The sequence below is a fragment of the Exiguobacterium artemiae 255-15 genome (assembly GCF_000019905.1).
Lineage (GTDB): Bacteria > Bacillota > Bacilli > Exiguobacteriales > Exiguobacteriaceae > Exiguobacterium_A > Exiguobacterium_A artemiae.
On the sequence record NC_010556.1, the window covers coordinates 599,724 to 617,700 of the forward strand.

Consider the following 17,977-nt stretch of genomic DNA (forward strand, 5'->3'; position numbering starts at 1 on the left):
AATAAATAAAAATTCATTTGACAGTATAAAAATACATATGTTTAAATCGAGTTATCATTTAAGGGCAAAGGGGTTTCGACGATGAAATGTACGATTGTAGGTGCGACCGGATATGCTGCGATTGAGCTGATACGCCTGATTGAATTACATCCTCATTTGGAAATCGTCTCATTGATCAGCGATTCGCAAACCAATCAGGAAATGAATGATTTATACAGTTTCATGAATAATAAACAATTTCCTGTACTGACAGCATTTTCACTGGAACAAATTGAAGCGGTGGAAACAGATCTTTTATTTTTAGCGACGCCGAGCGGAATTTCCACGAAATATCTGAAACAGCTGGATGACTGGAAAGGAACGGTCATCGATTTGAGCGGAGACTTGCGTCTTGAAAAATCATTGTATGAAAAATGGTATCCCCATGAAAGCGTCGATACGGTTCTCCAAAAAAAAGCAACCTACGGACTGACGGAATGGAAGCGGGAGCAAATCAAGGACAGTCGTTTAATTGCCAATCCGGGTTGTTATGCTACGGCTGTCTTACTCGGGTTATTACCGTTATTAGAAGAGCGGGTGATTGATCCGTCGCAAATCATCATTCATGCGAGCTCCGGCTTGTCGGGAGCAGGAAAAACATTGACGGAACAAACACACCACGTTCGATCAAGCGAAAATGTCCGATTGTACAAAATGAACCAACATCAACATATTCCGGAAATCGAATCGATTGCTGAAGACATCACCGGACAACAGATCACCGTGTCACTTGCGACGTATCTCGTGCCACTCAACCGTGGCATCATGGCGACGATGACGTTGCAGCCCCTCGTTGAAAAAACGGAAGCCGAGTGGCGGACATGGTTCATTGAAAAATATAAGCAGGAATCCTTTATCCGTGTCGGACAAACGGATCCAGAAATCAAATCGGCAGCCGGAAGCAACTATTGTGACATTTCGGTCTATCTGGATACACGTACGGGAAGACTGACGGTCGTATCCGTGCTGGATAACATGCAAAAAGGCGCAGCAGGACAAGCGATTCAAAATGCCAATGTCATTGGCGGATATCCAGAAACACTAGGTCTGACACAACAGCCATTCTTTATATAGAGGGGACCATGAATATGTTAAATATACAACTGACATCACCATTGACCGTGACGACACCAAAAGGATTCAAGGCGACGGGAGTTCATGTCGGGCTCAGACGCAAACGGAAAGATTTAGCTCTTTTATTATGTGAAGCGGGTGCCGATGCGGCAGCTGTCTACACGACCAATCAGGTCCAGGCTGCACCGATTACTGTAACGAAAGAGGCGATATCGAAATCGGGTGGAAAAGTCCATGCCGTTTTAGTCAACAGCGGGAATGCCAATGCCTGTACAGGTCAGCTCGGACTCGAACATGCCTATGCTTCCCAACAAGCCATTGCCGATCAGTTTCAATTGGCACAGGAACATGTCGTCATCGCTTCGACCGGCATCATTGGACAGCCGCTCGCAATCGATACGTTACTTCAAGGAATTGAACAGCTACAGCCGGATGAAGGTGAAGAACAAGCCGATGATTTTGCCCTGGCTATTTTAACGACCGATACCGGTACGAAGACGGCCGGACGTCAAATCTGGTTAGACGGCGAGTTGGTTTCGGTCTGCGGAGTGGCCAAAGGTTCGGGTATGATTCATCCGAATATGGCGACGATGCTTGGTTTTTTAACGACGGATGCCTCAATTCCTTCACCGTTACTACAGGACATCTTGAAGTCTGCGGTCAACCGGACGTTTAACTGTATCACCGTCGACGGTGACAGTTCGACGAATGACATGGTGATGATTCTTGCAAGTGGAGCCGCACAAACACAGCCGCTTCAACCGGAGACGGACGAAATCGAGCAGTTCCAACAAGCGGTCGAGGAAGTATGTCAAGATTTAGCGAAACAAATTGCACGTGACGGAGAAGGGGCGACGAAGCTGATTGAAGTCAACGTCCATGGTACGGCGAACGAATGGACTGCCCGGAAAATTGCCAAACAGATTGTAGGGTCTTCCCTCGTGAAAACAGCGATTTTCGGTGAAGATGCGAACTGGGGCCGGATCATCGCAGCGGTCGGCAGTATCGATGAACCGATTGATGTCGGACAAATTGATATCCGGATCGGTTCCCAGTGGGTTCTGCGTCACAGCATGCCGATTTTATTCGACGAATCGTTGGCTTCCCGTGAACTGGCGCAAGATGTTGTGGAAATCGAAGTGAATTTAAATCAAGGACCTGCCAGCGGTCATGCTTTCGGTTGTGACTTGACGTATGACTATATCAAAATCAATGCGAGTTACCGGACATGACGAAACGTAAATTGATCAAACTGGGCGGAAGTGTCTTCGAACAGCTGGACCCGCGTTATTACGAAGAATGGGGTCAGTGGCTTGCCGAGAAAAATGAATTGATCATCCTCCACGGTGGTGGACCGGCTTTATCGGCTTATTGCCGGGACATGAATATTAAAGCGGAATTCAACAATGGGATCCGGGTGACGACAGAGCAGGTTCTGCTGGGAGCGGAACGGGTGCTTGGAGGAGAAGTGCAATCAAAAATCGTCTATGAACTGAATGAAAACGGGCTGCCGGCAATCGGCTTGACGGGAATTGACGGAGCCAGTATTCGGGGGGAGCAGCAACCGGCGTTCGGAGCAGTCGGAGAAGTGACACAGATTAATCCGAAGTTATTTACGACATTGATGGCATCGGGATTCCTTCCTGTCGTCACCTCCCTGATTACAGGGACGGAAGGGACGTTGAATTGTAATGGGGACACCTGTGCGATTGCTGTAGCGAAAGGACTCGCTGTCGATGAATTCGAACTACTGACGGATGTATCTGGTGTCCGGCTGAATGGCACCTTCCAGTCAGAGGTGACGGTCGCGGAACTGGAGGAGGGAATCGAATCAACGGAAATCAACGGAGGAATGATTCCGAAAGTCGAAGCCGTCATCGAAGCGGTCCGACAAGGGATACATCAGGTCAAGATTCGTTCCGGACACGACGTGACGAGCCAAGGGACACGGATCAAGGAGGAAACCAATGAGCGCTTTACTACCGACGTATTTACGTCATGACATTGAATTGGTCGCAGGGAACGGATCGTTCGTACAAGACAAAGCAGGCAAAAACTATCTGGATTTCGTGATGGGAATTGCCGTCTGCAACACCGGTCATCGACACCCGCATGTGGAACAGGCGTTACAAGAACAACTTCAAAAATTATGGCATACGTCTAATTTATTCATGAGCAGTAAACAGGAACGTGTTGCCGCGATGTTGACGGAAAACAGTCATTTGAGCCATGTGTTTTTTTGTAACAGCGGGACGGAAGCGAATGAAGGGGCATTTAAGCTGATTCGGAAATGGACACAGAAAAAAGAAATCCTGACGTTCAGTCAGTCGTTTCATGGAAGAACCTTTGCCATGATGGGAGCAACGGGTCAAGACAAGATTAAAGCCGGTTTTGGAGAAATGGTTCCGGATTTCAAGCATCTGACCTTTAACGATTTTGACAGTCTTGAAATGATTACGAATCAGACGGCTGCCGTTTGGCTTGAAGTGATTCAGGGAGAAGGCGGTGTCATCGTAGCGGAAAATGCCTGGTTGGAAGCGTTGATGGAGAAAGCTCGACAGTATGATGTGAAGGTAGTCATCGATGAAGTCCAGACAGGAATCGGAAGAACCGGATCCCGTTTCGCTTTTGAACAGACGCCGCTAAAGCCGGATATCATTACCGTGGCAAAAGGTCTCGGAAGCGGATTCCCGGTCGGAGCCATCATCACAACACCGGAAGCAACGGCTGTTTTCACACCGGGTACCCACGGATCGACGTTCGGAGGGAATCCGTTGGCAATGGCAGCGGCAGAAGCGACACTGGACGTCTTGCTAAACGAGCAACAAATGAAACAAGTTCAACAAAAAGGACTTTATTTGATGCAACAACTGAAGCAATTACCGGAGACGATGGTCGTTGATGTGCGGGGACGCGGACTAATGATCGGAATTGAATTTCATGAACCGGTTTCATCCCTGATTACAGCGTTGCAACAAGCCGGAATGCTCGTCGTCAGCGCGGGACCGAATGTCATTCGGTTGTTACCTTCATTGTGCGTCACGGAACAGGAGCTTGATCTCGCGGTCGGAAAAATCAAAACAGTATGTCAACAGGAGGTCATGATGTGAAAGGAACAGGGGCATTAACATTAGCGGATGGACATGTATATCCAGGTGAATTGATTGGTTCCTCGTCCGTTCAAGGAGAAGTTGTATTTTTCACGGGAATGACCGGTTATCAAGAAGTATTGACCGATCCTTCCTACCGGGGACAAATCATCGTTTTTACCTACCCGCTCATTGGACAATACGGAATTTCAGAACAGGATTCAGAAAGCCGTCAGATTCAAGTATCCGGTGTAGTCGTTCAGACCTTAGCGAACAACGGATTACGGTCAGACTTGGCGGATTGGTTGGCAGCATCGGATATCCCAGTTTTAACACAAGTCGATACACGGGCATTGGTCCATCATTTACGCAATCAGGGGGATCAGATCGGTATCCTCACATGCGGGACATCATCTGTTCAGGAACAGTCGAACTTGATTGCCACCGTCTCGATCAAACAGCCGGAGGTTTATCCAACCGATTACGAGGCCGGACATATCGTGTGTCTCGATTACGGGGTGAAAAAATCGATGATTGAAGCCTTGCAGGAGCGTCAGATGAAAGTGACGGTCGTGCCGTTCGATACACCGAAAACAGTCATCGATGAATTAAAGCCTGACGGGTTACTTTTTTCGAATGGACCCGGAGATCCGAGCCAACTCGATCACTTGATTCCAGAAATCAATAAACTGGCACTTGCCTATCCGACGCTTGGCATCTGCATGGGGCATCAACTGATTGCCAAGGCCTTCGGATGTCGAATCGAAAAGCAACACCATGGTCACCGTGGGGCAAATCATCCGGTCCGTCAGTTGAAAACCGGACGTGTCTTCATGACATCACAAAATCATGGTTATGTCGTTCAAGCGGACAGCGTGCAAAATTCTGAACTGAACGTCGCTTATGAACATATCAATGACGGCTCGATTGAAGGACTGCTTCATCCGACGCATCCTATTTTGACGGTTCAGTTTCACCCGGAAGCTCATCCCGGTCCACTGGAAGCGATGGTGATATTTGATCAATTCGTAGCGGGCATCTTAAAGCAGGAGGTAGCATATGCAGGAAGTTAAAAAAGTCCTGGTCATCGGATCAGGCCCAATCGTGATTGGTCAAGCAGCGGAATTTGATTACTCGGGTACACAGGCATGTCAGACACTTCGGGAAGCGGGATGCGAGGTCATGTTGATGAATTCGAATCCGGCTACGATCATGACGGATCCCTCAACAGCGGACCATATCTATATCGAAGCAATGACGCTTGAAAAAGCGACGGCCATTATCAAACGTGAACGCCCGACCCATTTACTGGCAACAGTCGGCGGCCAAACCGCCTTGAACCTGGCACTATCGCTCGAAGAAGCAGGAGTACTGGATCAGTATCAAGTCAAACTGCTCGGGACATCCCTTGAAACGATCCGAGACGGGGAAGACCGTGAACGATTTAAACAGCGGATGCTGGAACTGGATCAACCGCTCCCGATCAGTCAGACGATCGAGACGTTGGAGGAACTGGAAGGGTTCATGGAAAAAGCGGGCGTCCCGCTTGTTGTCCGTCCGGCGTTTACGCTCGGTGGAACCGGTGGCGGGATTGCTCAAACAAAAGAAGAAGCCCGTAAACTTGCGGCGAATGGACTTCAGGCCAGTCCGATTTCACAATGTCTCGTCGAAGCCAGCATTGCTGGTTATAAGGAAGTCGAGTACGAGGTGATGCGGGATGCCTTTGATACGACAATCATCGTCTGCAATATGGAAAATATCGACCCGGTCGGCGTGCACACGGGAGATTCGGTCGTCTTTGCACCGATCCAGTCGATCTCTGATAAAATGAATCAAATCTTACGGACGGCATCGCGGGAAATCGTTTCTGCGCTCGGTGTCGTCGGTGGCTGTAATATCCAATTTGCAATCCATCCGACAGAACAGACCTACTATGTCATTGAGGTCAATCCCCGCGTCAGTCGGTCTTCTGCTTTAGCCTCCAAGGCGACGGGATATCCGATTGCAAAATTAGCGACCCGTCTTGCGCTCGGTGAGCGTCTTGATGACTGCATCAATCCGGTGACAAAGGAAACGATGGCCAGTTTCGAACCTGTCCTGGATTATGTCACGGCTAAAGTGCCCTGTTTCCCGTTTGATCTTTTCCCGGGAAGTGACCGGTCGCTCGGTACACAGATGAAGGCGACCGGAGAGAGCATGGCAATGGGCAAGACACTCGAGGAAGCCTTGCAAAAAGCATGGCGGGGTGCCGGAATCGAACAAGCGCCGTTATATCCGAATTGGATGAAGCAGGCCGATACGGAGGTCTTGTGGCAGGAAGTCAATCAAATCACGGATCGCCGGTTATTGGCCATGCTGGCATTGCTCGATCGAAAAGCGGCGACGCACGAAGAATTGGCTGAAAAAACGCAGATCCAGTCTCTGTTCCTCACGACGCTCGAGACATTGATTTTGATGCAGGAATCATTGGATTTGGAATCCAAAGAATCGCTTCAACAGGCAAAAGGTTTCGGATTTACAGACCAGCAGATTGCACAGATTACCGACGTTCCACTTGAAGTCGTGCAACAGCAACGGAATACTTTTTTAATTCAACCAAGTTTTCAAATGATTGATACGTGTGGGGCGGAATTTTCAAGTCTGACACCGTACTTTTACGGCAGTTGGTCCGGCCGAACGGAAGTGACTCCGTCCAGTCGGAAAAAGGTTGCCGTTCTCGGCGCCGGACCGATCCGGATCGGACAGGGAATTGAATTCGATTATTGTTCGGTTCATGCTGTTCGTGCTTTACAGAAAGCCGGTTATGAAACCATCATGATCAACAACAATCCAGAAACCGTCTCGACCGACTTTGAAGTGGCGGACCGTCTTTACGTTGAACCGCTGACGATTGAAGATGTTGTTCATGTACTGGAAGCAGAACAATGCCGGCAGGTGCTTGTCCAGTTTGGTGGACAGACAGCCATTACGCTTGCTGCAGAACTCGAAGAGTTAGGATACCAGCTCTTAGGAACGACAGCCGACACGATTGACGAAATGGAAGACCGTGATCGTTTTTATCAATTCTTGGATCGACTTCAGATTGACCGTATACTGGGTCAGGAAGTGTCGAACGAGGAAGAATTGACGGCAATCGTCAAGGAACTGGGGTATCCGCTGATGATCCGTCCATCGTACGTCATTGGTGGAAAAGGAATGCACCGGTTAACGACAGCAACCGATTTAGAAAAACTATTGCCGGAAATGGTGTTTCCGATTTTGGTGGATGCCTATATCGAAGGACACGAGTTCGAAGTCGATTGTATTTCAGACAAGACGACGACCTACGTACCGGTCATCATGGAACAAATCGAAGCCGCCGGTGTTCACTCCGGCGACTCCACGATGATTTTGCCGCCTGTCTCAGCTCTGGCAAGCTTACAGGATGAAATCGAACAGATTGCGCAAACAATCGGTCAACATCTGGATTACCAAGGTGCCTTCAACATCCAGTTCGTCGTAAAAGATCAAACCGTCTATGTTCTCGAAATTAATCCACGGGCTTCGCGTACCTTGCCGATTGTCTCAAAGGTGACGGGACAACCGTTGCTCGAGTGGGCGGTTCAAGCCGCCATCGGGATGAAGGTTGAAGCCTTGCCGGCAAACCGGTTGACGTTACCGTTCCATGCGGTCAAGACACCGGTATTCTCAACGCTGAAGCTGCGTGGTGTCGATCCGATGACAGGTCCTGTCATGCGTTCGACCGGGGAAACATTGCAGTGGACGGAAGCGGGACTTGCCAAAGAACGGTTCGTCTTCGACCAGACGACGAAAACAGCGATGGCCAAGCGAACGCTTCGAATCTGTGGAGCGGGAACAGACGCGTGGTCAGAAGGAGCGGCAGTTCAGCCGGATACCGAGTTTGATACGTGTCTTGTGTTCTTCTCGAAATCAGAATCAGAACGGGAACAACGGGAAAAAGCGCTGGCCCAAGGAGCGATTGTCATTACTGAAGAACATCTTGCCCAATACTTCGAATCCGTCCAAACGATACCGATGTGTACCGTTAAGCCATTATCCGAATGGACGACACAAAAGGAGCGAATCCAATGACGACTACACAACGATTAAAGCATTTGCTGACACTGGAAGAACTGACAGCAGAAGGACTGACCGATCTATTGGAACTGGCGAAAGATGTTAAAGCTTCTCCAGCGACATATGCCCAAACACTTGCCGGAAAAAAAGTCGCGTTGCTGTTTGAAAAAGCATCGACGCGGACACGGATTTCTTTTGAGGTCGGTGTCGTCGAATTGGGAGGATATCCGGTCGTCTTAAACGGATCGGATATGCAGATTGGTCGCGGAGAGTCCCTCAGCGATACGATTCAAGTCATGAGCCGTTATGTCGACGCCTTGATGATCCGGACGTTTGCACATGAAACGGTCGAGACGTTGGCAGCGCACGGAACGATTCCGATCATTAACGGATTGACGGACCTCCATCATCCGTGTCAGGTCTTGGCAGATTTATTGACGATCGAGGAGCATTTTGGTCAACGTAAAGGAAAGATATTGGCTTATATCGGGGACGGAAACAACATGACGCACTCGTTGCTTTTAGGCGGCGCGTTAAGTGGAATGACCGTTCGAATTTGTAGTCCGGCTGCTTATGCACCGGATCAAACGATTATTGACCAGGCGAAGATGCTGGCACAACAATCCGGAGGACAGATTGAACAATATACGGATCCTGTTCAAGCGGTTGCCGGTGCTGATGTCATTTACAGTGATGTATTCGCCAGTATGGGTCAGGAAGAGGAGTCGGAAGCACGTCTCAAGGCATTCGAAGGCTATCAAGTGAATCAAACGTTGTTGTCGTCAGCAGCAACGGATGTGATTTTCCTGCATTGTCTTCCGGCGCACCGCGGGGAAGAAGTGACAGCGGAAGTCATTGACGGCAGTCACTCCCTTGTATTTGATCAGGCGGAAAACCGCCTTCATGCGCAAAAAGCTTTAATGATTGAACTGATTGGAGTAATGGATTAACAGAAAAGACAGGCTCTGTTCCTTTGTGGAAACAACAGCCTGTCTTTTTGTTTTAATCGTATTGCCGCCGGGCGAGTTGCTCGGTCTGTTCTTTCGTAATCTGGCGTTTATTTTTTTCGTGCAGACGTCCCATGAAGGACGTGCGTTGCCACGACGGCGACCAGTCCGACTCTTTGTGTGCACGTAAGGCCAAGATGTAGTCGTAACTCAAATGAAGCCGCTCAATCATTTCCGTGCGAACGTCACAAATATGACCATGTCCCGGAATAAGTAACTTTACCTCATATTCATAAATAAAGGATTCGAGTAATTCAAGGGTCGTTAAGTATTCACTCGAATCATGTTCAATCAACGGAATTTCGACGTCGGAGGCATAGTCACCACAGACAAGGAGATGAAGCGGCATGACGACAAAAGACAAATGGGTTGATTCATGACCGGGAGTCAGGAAAAAAATCAGTTTGGTTTTACCGATCGTCAACGTCGTTTCGGATTCTTCGATGACATGTGTGATATCCGGAAACAGAACGGGAGACTCGATGTAGTACTCGTCATTAAAGTTCTGCACTTCTTCAAGCGCTGCTGTCCGGTCGACATCCACGAAACGACGGGAAGCAATCGCAATTGCATCTTTAAAAGCGTAAGCTCCTAGAATATGATCAAAATGAGCATGCGTATACACGATATAGAGAGGCCGATCGTGCCGGATGATTTCCACATCACGGCGGATCGTTGCGATCTCGTCCGGTAACCAACCCGGATCAACGACGATCAGACAATCGGGAGTCTCAATCAAAGTCGAGGTCGTTTTCATTAATGTACTTTGGTACACCATGACGCCGGGCATCTTCATTTGAATCATGAGAGTCCTCCTCTTTTAGGATGTAACGTTTTATATCGAACTATACCCGAAAGCAGGGGAAATCTATCCTGGAGACAACAAAAAAGACGACTTGCAAGTTGCAAGCCGTCTGCCCTCGAAGGCATAAAAGTCATTGACCTATGTGTCGTGACCTATGTTATGTCATAAATTGGAGCGGGTGAAGAGAATCGAACTCTCATCATCAGCTTGGAAGGCTGAGGTTTTACCACTAAACTACACCCGCAAGAGTTGCTACATGAAATATAGTAGCATAGCAAAGCGTTTATTTCCATAACTTTTATGAAAAAAGGTAATTCTTTTGATTTTATGTGTACAATAATAAGAGCTAAATCGTTTACATAAGCTTCCTGTAACGAGAGTGAGTGGCTGAAGATGGAAAGAGGAGCGAATGACTGGTGAACAAAGTTCGAGTTTGGAGCGAACAGCTGATGGGAAAAGGATGGATGGCGACATGTCACCATCAAATCGATCGTTATCGCTTCACGACAGGAGAGTGGTTTCTGAACGCAAGCTTACTTGCCTTTTCAATCGAACAGGATGCAGATATGCTACCGGACGTGCTTCCGAACGAATTGAAGATCCCATTAGTATCTGAACGGATGAAACAGATATTGGAGCGGCTGACACCGTTTTCCGTCCAATGTCTCCGTGTCCAGCTGAAGACACGAACGGGACTCATCAATTACTATCTCATCAATATTCTAGCGGTAAGACGGGTGGAACATCTACATAAGACGGAGATTTTCCGCACGCTTCGGAAAAAACAAGTCTACTTCATGACGGAGCGAATCGTCAGTACATCGCTTGGTCCCCACCACATCTTGCGGGATGAACGTACGGAACGTATTTTCCTCTCGGATACGCTAGCACGGTGTTTCCAGCAACTAGCCGTGACAGGCATACATTTTGACGAGATAAATCGAATGGAGGAAATTATATGAAACAGTACACGGTCGATAATTGGATTACACTGCAATATCCAAAAACGTTTGAATATCAAGAAGAAGAAACATTTGTTAGTTTTTATTCGACGGAAGAAAATGCGATGGGGACGTTACAGTTATCCATCTACGAGTCGGATACAGAAGAACTGACACCTTTTGAAGCGGCAGAACAGGAAATCAACTTATTGGTGGAAGAGTTTGGTATTGAACTGACTGGACCACTTGAAGCACGTCGGAATTCTTCCAAAGAAGCACTTCTTGCTGTAGACGGGAAAGAAGAAGAGGTCTTCATCCGGATTTATGCATATTCAGACGGGGAACGACTTGTTCTATTAACGTATTCTGCAGATCGCGAGTCACTGGAATTGGAAGAAATTGAAGCGATGATCTTATCATTGAACTGGATTCACTAATACAAAAGCGAGGTGCCCTCAATTGAGCGCACCTCGCTTTTGTTCATTATTGATGTCCTTGTTTCCGCAGTGAAGAAAGCGGATGTGAGCCGATCTGCTTGTTCAGCCAACCTGCGATATCCGCAAAAACACGGATTCGCTCAAACTCGTGGAATAATTCATGCCGCAATCCACGGTAGACCGTGAGTTGCACCCCTTCGACACGAACCCGGTTATAGGCATCAAACAGGGCGTGGATTCCTTTGCCGTCGAAAGCGACCGGGTCATCTTCGCCGGCTATCAGCAGCAACGGTAAATGACGCGGATGTTGATACAGATAAGCCAATGAGTTGACGGATTTGGTTGCCGACAGTAATTCGTTAAAAAAGCCGAGTGTGACGGTTTGCCCCGATAACGGATCTTCATCATAACGTAAGACCGATTGAGGATCGGAGGATAACCAGGCATTCGAAGAGAGTGCCGGGAAGAAACGTAAGTTATACCGTCCGAAAATCAGCTTACTGATTCCTTCAGCAGGATGCTGAGAAGAAGTTTGTTCGATGAGACGTCCGACAATTTTTTGACTGACGGTTCCAAGTAAACCGCTGTCCGTCGGAGGACCGCTTGCAATGATACCTGCCAGCTCATGACCAAGTGTCTGACCGAGGCGTCTTGAAATAAGCGACCCGAAACTGTGACCGAATACGAAAATCGGCAAATCCGGATAACGGTCCTTGATATCGTAAACCAGTTCTTCAGCATCCTGTATCAGTTGCGCAAAACCATGATTCGGCTCCAAATGCCCCAGTGACTCCAGTTGCTGCGCACGTGCACCGAAACAACGTAAATCCGGGATGATCGTGTGATAATGGTGGGCATAAAGAAATTCAGCAAACTCTTGATAGCGCGCGCCATGTTCCATCATGCCGTGGAAAACAATGACGACCCCTTTCGGAGCAGTAGCTTCTAACAGATGCATCGTCGTCGTATAGCCGTCTGATGCAACCCAGTGTGTATGGTCGATTGTCACATCTATCATCCTTCCCTGATTAAGAAAGTCCGTATATCGTTCCGTCTTCAGAAATTCCCATCTTATTGGCAGCCGGTATTTTCGGTAAACCCGGCATGGTTAATACATTCCCGGTCAAGGCGACGATGAATCCCGCACCGATGGATGGTTTGATTTCACGGACAGTAATCGTAAATCCTTCGACACGTCCGTACTTGCTTGGATCATCCGTCAACGAGAAGGGAGTCTTTGCCATGCAGATCGGCAGATGGCCGAGTCCCTGTTCGGTGCAACGCTCAAGCTCACGTAATGCCTTTTCTTCGAAATGCACATCTGCTGCACCATACACTCGTTTGGCAATCCGTTCGATTTTTTGTGTCAGCGGCAGTTCGGCCGGATAAAGCGGAGTAAACTGACTCTCTTCCTCCAAAGCCTCAAAGACCTGTTCAGCCAAAGCTTCTCCGCCGGCTCCCCCTTGGCTGAAGACTTCGCTTTCCGCTACACGGATGTTCCGTTCACGGCACCATTCAAGCACTGTCTCGCGTTCCGTATCGGTATCGGTTGCGAAACGATTCAAGGCGACGACGGCCGGGACACCGAACAGATCCATTGTCTCGACGTGTTTCTCGAGCAATGCCAGCCCTTCGACTAAAGCAGCTAAATTTTCTTCCGCCAATTGATCTTTTGCCACCCCGCCATGCATTTTCAATGCACGGACGGTCGCGACGACAACAACGGCGTCCGGATGTAAATGACCAATCCTTGATTTGATGTTAAAGAACTTTTCCGCACCGAGGTCGGCGCCAAAGCCGGCTTCCGTAACGACATAATCACTCAGCTTCAAGGCAGTACGTGTCGCAATCAGCGAGTTACAGCCGTGGGCAATATTTGCGAACGGACCACCATGGATTAGAGCCGGTGTGCCTTCGACCGTCTGGACAAGATTAGGACGGAAGGCTTCTTTTAAGAGTAATGTCGCAGCACCGGAAGCTTTGATATCCTTGACTGTCACCGGCTGTTGGTCGTACGAATAGGCAACGACAATTCGGCTGATGCGTTTCTCTAAATCCGTGATGGAATCCGCTAAGCAGAGAACAGCCATGATTTCCGAAGCGACCGTGATATCAAACCCGTCCTGACGCGGAACGCCGTGGGCCGGTCCGCCGAGTCCAATCGTGATTTGTCGCAAGGCGCGGTCATTCAGATCAAGGACACGTTTCCACGTGATGCGACGCGGATCAATCCGTAAGTCGTTGCCTTGATGAAGATGATTATCGAGCAGGGCACTGATTGTGTTGTGGGCTGAAGTGATGGCGTGCATATCACCTGTAAAATGAAGGTTGATTTCTTCCATCGGCAAGACCTGGCTGTATCCGCCGCCGCATGCTCCGCCTTTTAATCCCATCGTTGGTCCGAGTGACGGTTCGCGCAAGCAAATCATCGTCTTATGATTGAGTCGGTGTAACGCTTGACCCAGTCCGACCGTGACTGTCGATTTTCCTTCTCCGGCAGCCGTCGGATTGATTGCCGTGACAAGAATCAGTTTTCCATCTGCTTTCGTCGCCAATCGTTTCACCAGTCCGTCTGTCAACTTTGCTTTGTATTTTCCGTACGTGTCATAATCCGCGTCATTTAATCCGATATGTTCGGCGATTTCGGAGATGGGGCGTAGGATGGTTTGCTGGGCAATTTCTAAATCAGAACGAATCGTTTTTTCCATGGCGTAATCTTCCTCTCAAGATGAGTTTCTCTATATTTCCTTAATAGTAGCTTATCTGAAACGGACACGCCAAATAATCGTTCAATATATTCCACCCAATGGGTCAAATGGTTGCGTTTTCATTTTATGGAAAGTTGCGTAGTCTAGGGATAGAGGAGGGATGAGCAATGGCAGTAAGCAATAAGAAAAAAGTAAAGCGCGGACTTGAATTTTGGATGTTTGTCGGACCCGTCTTTTTGGTGTTCGCAGTAATCGTTCTCGTACCTTTTTTTAATGGTGTCATGTATTCATTCACGGATTGGAACGGAATTACCGGTGAGTTAAATTGGATTGGGTTTGACAACTATGTCCGGCTGTTCACGGTGGACGAACAGTTCCAACAGTCCTTCTGGCTGACGACGAAATACACCGTCGTAGCCGTGGTTTTAACGAATCTGGTTGGATTTATCTTAGCGTTTTTACTCACGCAAAATATTCGGACTCGAAATTTCTTACGGACGATTTTCTTCATGCCGAACTTAATCGGCGGATTGATTCTCGGATTCGTCTGGCAGTTCATTTACGTTAAAGGATTTGCTTCGATTGGAGAACTGACAGGTTGGAGTTTATTCGAACTTCCTTGGCTTGGTGACGCTCGAACCGGTTTCTGGGGTATTGTCATCGTTTCGATTTGGCAAGGTGGGGGATATATCATGGTCATCTATATTGCGGCCTTGCAAAATGTCCCGCAGGAACTGATCGAAGCAGCCAAAATTGACGGAGCCAACCGCCTGTCGACGTTACGGAACATTACGATTCCGCTGATCATGCCGTCGGTCACGATCTGTCTGTTCCTGACGATTTCCTGGTCCTTCAAACTATTTGATACGAACTTATCGCTCACGAACGGCGGTCCGTTTAAATCAACGGAAATGCTGGCGCTGAACATCTATAAAGAGTCATTCACAAACAATAATCTGGGTCTCGGTTCCGCCAAAGCCATCATTTTCTTTGTGGTCGTTGCCGCGATTACCGTCACCCAAGTGTACTTGACGAAAAAACGGGAGGTGGAAGCATGAGTACCGCACAACCTTTACCGAAACCGGAGCTCAAGCCGGAGCAACCGGCACCGAAAAAGCGCGGCCGTTATTCCGTACGACTCGGAACCGTGGAGATTGCCGCTTTGTTGATGGGTTTGTTGTATATGATTCCGTTTTATTATGTCATTTCGAACTCGTTTAAGACGCAAGGGGATATCTTTACGAATACATCGGGTCTTCCGAAAGAATGGATTACGGAAAACTATACGAATGCCTGGGAAGCGATGAATTTCGGGAAAGTGTTCCTGAACTCCGTCATCATCACGGTCGGTGCCAACGCCGTCATCGTGATTTTCTGTTCGATGGCCGCCTGGAAACTCGTTCGGACCAAAAGCCGTCTGTCGACGATTATCTTTTTCCTGTTTGTCGCCGCGATGATCATTCCATTCCAGTCGATTATGATTCCATTGTCCAAACTGTCAGGGGATCTCGGACTGCAAAACAGTTATTGGGGTCTGATTTTAATGTATCTCGGCTTTGGTTCCGGTCTATCGATTTTCTTGTATCATGGATTCATGAAATCGATTCCGGAAGAGATTGAAGAGGCAGCCATTATCGACGGTTGTTCGCAGTGGGGTGTCTTTTGGCGGATCGTCTTCCCGTTGCTTAAACCGATCACGGTAACGATTGTCATCCTGAACACACTATGGATTTGGAATGATTTCTTGTTACCATCGCTGATGTTACGTGATGTCGAACTGCGGACGATTCCGCTTGCGACATTCTATTTCTTCGGCCAATATACAAAGCAATGGGATTTGGCGTTAGCCGGACTGATTCTTGGGATCATTCCGTTGTTACTGTTCTTCTTCGCCATGCAAAAGCAAATTATTCAAGGAATTACGAGTGGTTCCATCAAGTGATATGTAAGCGCGTTCTCGCTTCTGCGGGAACGTTTTTGTTTTGATTGGTTAATCTGATTAGTCAGATTATTTTATTTTTTTTTTGAAAAAAAGGCTTTTCAAATACTTGCCGGATGGTGTACGATGTTCTCAATTCAATTGTAACAACGACGTTGAAGGGAAGAGTAACATCTTGTAAAACCGGATTAGCGAGCTGGGGGCGGTGAGAGCCCAGTCGGAAACAAGTTGCGAAGAACATCCCGGAGTCGCTACCCGAACACTGAAGTCAGTAGGCGTAGCCGGAGTTGCCTGTCCGTTATCATATGGCCGAAGATTGAGATGATAATTGATCATCAGTCTTTTGAGTGAGCAGCTGAGCTGTTAACATGGGTGGTACCGCGGAACCGAGTCTTTCGTCCCATATTCTTGGGAGAGAAGGGCTCTTTTTTATGGCTTCTTTTTCAAACACACAATTGAGGAGGAAGATTACCATGACAACACTCGTATCGATGAAACAGACACAGGAAGCTATCACACTTGTAAAAAAACGCTTTGAGGAGCAATTCTCAGCCCAACTCGGATTGACACGCGTCGAAGCACCGTTATTCGTCGAAAGCACACTCGGAGTCAACGATCACCTGAACGGAACTGAACGCGTCATCCGCTTTGATGCGATTGATCATCAGGCAGAACTCGAAATCGTTCAATCGCTTGCGAAGTGGAAACGCCAGGCACTCCACACATACGGATTCGCAAAAGGCGAAGGCTTGTACACATTGATGCATGCCATCCGCCGCGACGAAGTATTGGATGAAACGCATTCGATCCATGTCGATCAGTGGGACTGGGAACGTGTGATTTCAAAAGAAGAGCGGACAATCGACTACTTGCAGAAAACGGTGCAAGCGATTTACGCATCGATTCGTCAAGTGGAACGTGAAGTCGAAGAACAGCTCGCGATTGAAGCGATCTTACCGGAAACGATCCATTTCATGACGACACAGGAACTGGAAGATGCGTACCCGACGCTTTCGACGAAAGAGCGTGAGACGGAAGTGACTAAAGAATACGGGGCTGTCTTCTTGATGCAAATCGGTGGAGCCTTAGCGTCCGGAGAAAAACATGACGGCCGAGCGGCTGACTACGATGACTGGACACTCAACGGCGATATTCTAGTCCATCATCCGGAAATCGGTGCATTTGAACTTTCATCGATGGGCATTCGTGTCGACCGTGAAACGTTACTCGCACAAATCGAGACGACAGGCGAGCATGCGAAACTCGATTTCCCGTTCCATCAAGGGGTACTGGCAGAAACACTTCCACTGACAATCGGCGGCGGAATCGGACAATCCCGGATGGCGATGTTCCTCTTGAAGAAACGTCACATCGGTGAAGTTCAGGCGTCGGTCTGGTCGGAAGAAACACGCGCGTCGTACCGTGAGCAAGGTGTGCACCTGCTGTAAGAACGAGTGATGTACTGATAGATATAATGACAAACCGTACTGCTGACCATGACTTTATGGATGGCAGTACGGTTTTTCTATGTGTCAAAATAAGTTCATCCGACCTCAGACTGAGGAAAGACGTGTGAAAACACGTTATAATGGGCATATGAACTAATAAGAGAGAGGTGAAGACATGTCAGCGATACTCATTACAGGATTAGTGTTTGCCTTGCTGTTCGTCGCGTTCCTTTGGTTTAACATCAAAGGATTGCGGACGATGTGGCGTGATTACAAGCGTACAGGATCAATGATGGCACTGGGCTTCTTTATCGTCGGAATCATCGGGATTTTTACAGGAGTCTGGACGACGCTCGTCGTCATCATTTATTATCTTCTTCGTCCTGCACGAGGCTGATTTAGAGGAGTGGTTG

General features: G+C 48.1%; 16 protein-coding genes, 1 tRNA gene and 1 other annotated feature. Of the genes, 13 read left to right on the top strand and 4 right to left on the bottom strand.

All coding sequences use genetic code 11. The features are described 5' to 3' along the window. Nucleotides 1-81: 81 nt before the first annotated feature. The 7 genes from argC to argF are packed head-to-tail and all read left to right on the top strand — an operon-like array spanning nt 82 to nt 9,229. Nucleotides 82-1,113 (top strand): N-acetyl-gamma-glutamyl-phosphate reductase, encoded by a 1,032-nt coding sequence (gene argC, locus EXIG_RS03085; protein ID WP_012369473.1) that lies wholly within the window; start codon nt 82-84, stop codon nt 1,111-1,113. Nucleotides 1,114-1,127: 14 nt separating this feature from the next. After that, on the top strand, nt 1,128-2,345 hold the full coding sequence (argJ, locus tag EXIG_RS03090) for a bifunctional glutamate N-acetyltransferase/amino-acid acetyltransferase ArgJ (protein WP_041261468.1): 1,218 nt from the start codon (nt 1,128-1,130) through the stop codon (nt 2,343-2,345). Then, nucleotides 2,342-3,115 (top strand): acetylglutamate kinase, encoded by a 774-nt coding sequence (argB, locus tag EXIG_RS03095; protein ID WP_012369475.1) that lies wholly within the window; start codon nt 2,342-2,344, stop codon nt 3,113-3,115. Before argJ ends, argB begins: the two co-directional genes overlap by 4 nt. Further along, nucleotides 3,081-4,223 carry an acetylornithine transaminase gene (gene argD, locus EXIG_RS03100; protein WP_012369476.1) on the top strand — a complete coding sequence of 381 codons (1,143 nt, stop codon included), beginning with the start codon at nt 3,081-3,083 and terminating at the stop codon, nt 4,221-4,223. The genes argB and argD overlap by 35 nt, the downstream gene beginning before the upstream one ends. Then, nucleotides 4,220-5,275 (top strand): carbamoyl phosphate synthase small subunit, encoded by a 1,056-nt coding sequence (locus EXIG_RS03105; RefSeq protein ID WP_012369477.1) that lies wholly within the window; start codon nt 4,220-4,222, stop codon nt 5,273-5,275. Before argD ends, EXIG_RS03105 begins: the two co-directional genes overlap by 4 nt. Beyond that, the gene (gene carB / locus EXIG_RS03110; protein ID WP_012369478.1) at nt 5,262-8,294 is read left to right on the top strand and encodes a carbamoyl-phosphate synthase (glutamine-hydrolyzing) large subunit; all 3,033 of its coding nucleotides are present in this window, start codon (nt 5,262-5,264) and stop codon (nt 8,292-8,294) included. Before EXIG_RS03105 ends, carB begins: the two co-directional genes overlap by 14 nt. Further along, nucleotides 8,291-9,229 (top strand): ornithine carbamoyltransferase, encoded by a 939-nt coding sequence (argF, locus tag EXIG_RS03115; RefSeq protein WP_012369479.1) that lies wholly within the window; start codon nt 8,291-8,293, stop codon nt 9,227-9,229. The genes carB and argF overlap by 4 nt, the downstream gene beginning before the upstream one ends. Before the next feature lie 52 nt (nt 9,230-9,281). Here argF and EXIG_RS03120 read toward each other — a convergent pair whose 3' ends face one another. After that, nucleotides 9,282-10,091 (bottom strand): MBL fold metallo-hydrolase, encoded by an 810-nt coding sequence (locus tag EXIG_RS03120; protein WP_012369480.1) that lies wholly within the window; start codon nt 10,089-10,091, stop codon nt 9,282-9,284. 170 nt (nt 10,092-10,261) lie between these two features. Beyond that, nucleotides 10,262-10,335 (bottom strand) — tRNA-Gly (locus EXIG_RS03125). Between the two features lie 172 nt (nt 10,336-10,507). Here EXIG_RS03125 and EXIG_RS03130 point away from each other — a divergent pair. Continuing rightward, nucleotides 10,508-11,053 (top strand): imm11 family protein, encoded by a 546-nt coding sequence (locus EXIG_RS03130; RefSeq protein WP_233494594.1) that lies wholly within the window; start codon nt 10,508-10,510, stop codon nt 11,051-11,053. Then, nucleotides 11,050-11,469 carry a hypothetical protein gene (locus EXIG_RS03135; protein ID WP_012369482.1) on the top strand — a complete coding sequence of 140 codons (420 nt, stop codon included), beginning with the start codon at nt 11,050-11,052 and terminating at the stop codon, nt 11,467-11,469. The genes EXIG_RS03130 and EXIG_RS03135 overlap by 4 nt, the downstream gene beginning before the upstream one ends. Before the next feature lie 46 nt (nt 11,470-11,515). Here the strand turns inward: EXIG_RS03135 and EXIG_RS03140 are convergent, their stop codons facing one another. Together EXIG_RS03140 and EXIG_RS03145 are read right to left on the bottom strand one after the other, a co-directional pair. Beyond that, on the bottom strand, nt 11,516-12,487 hold the full coding sequence (locus EXIG_RS03140) for an alpha/beta fold hydrolase (protein ID WP_012369483.1): 972 nt from the start codon (nt 12,485-12,487) through the stop codon (nt 11,516-11,518). Between the two features lie 10 nt (nt 12,488-12,497). Beyond that, the gene (locus tag EXIG_RS03145) at nt 12,498-14,177 is read right to left on the bottom strand and encodes a formate--tetrahydrofolate ligase (RefSeq protein ID WP_012369484.1); all 1,680 of its coding nucleotides are present in this window, start codon (nt 14,175-14,177) and stop codon (nt 12,498-12,500) included. A gap of 167 nt (nt 14,178-14,344) precedes the next feature. Between EXIG_RS03145 and EXIG_RS03150 the strand changes: the two genes are divergently transcribed. The 4 genes from EXIG_RS03150 to EXIG_RS03165 all read left to right on the top strand — a co-directional run bounded on the left by EXIG_RS03150 (nt 14,345) and on the right by EXIG_RS03165 (nt 17,961). Next, nucleotides 14,345-15,235, top strand: coding sequence for a carbohydrate ABC transporter permease (locus EXIG_RS03150; protein ID WP_012369485.1), 891 nt, complete (start codon nt 14,345-14,347; stop codon nt 15,233-15,235). After that, complete coding sequence (locus tag EXIG_RS03155; RefSeq protein ID WP_012369486.1) at nt 15,232-16,119, top strand: carbohydrate ABC transporter permease; 888 nt, start codon at nt 15,232-15,234, stop codon at nt 16,117-16,119. The genes EXIG_RS03150 and EXIG_RS03155 overlap by 4 nt, the downstream gene beginning before the upstream one ends. 143 nt (nt 16,120-16,262) lie before the next feature. Further along, nucleotides 16,263-16,522 (top strand) — a binding site (T-box leader). A gap of 67 nt (nt 16,523-16,589) precedes the next feature. Further along, on the top strand, nt 16,590-17,564 hold the full coding sequence (asnA, locus tag EXIG_RS03160) for an aspartate--ammonia ligase (protein WP_012369487.1): 975 nt from the start codon (nt 16,590-16,592) through the stop codon (nt 17,562-17,564). 175 nt (nt 17,565-17,739) lie between these two features. Beyond that, a complete protein-coding gene (locus EXIG_RS03165; protein WP_012369488.1) occupies nt 17,740-17,961 on the top strand; it encodes a hypothetical protein in 222 nt (73 codons plus the stop codon). The last annotated feature ends 16 nt before the right edge of the window (nt 17,962-17,977 follow it).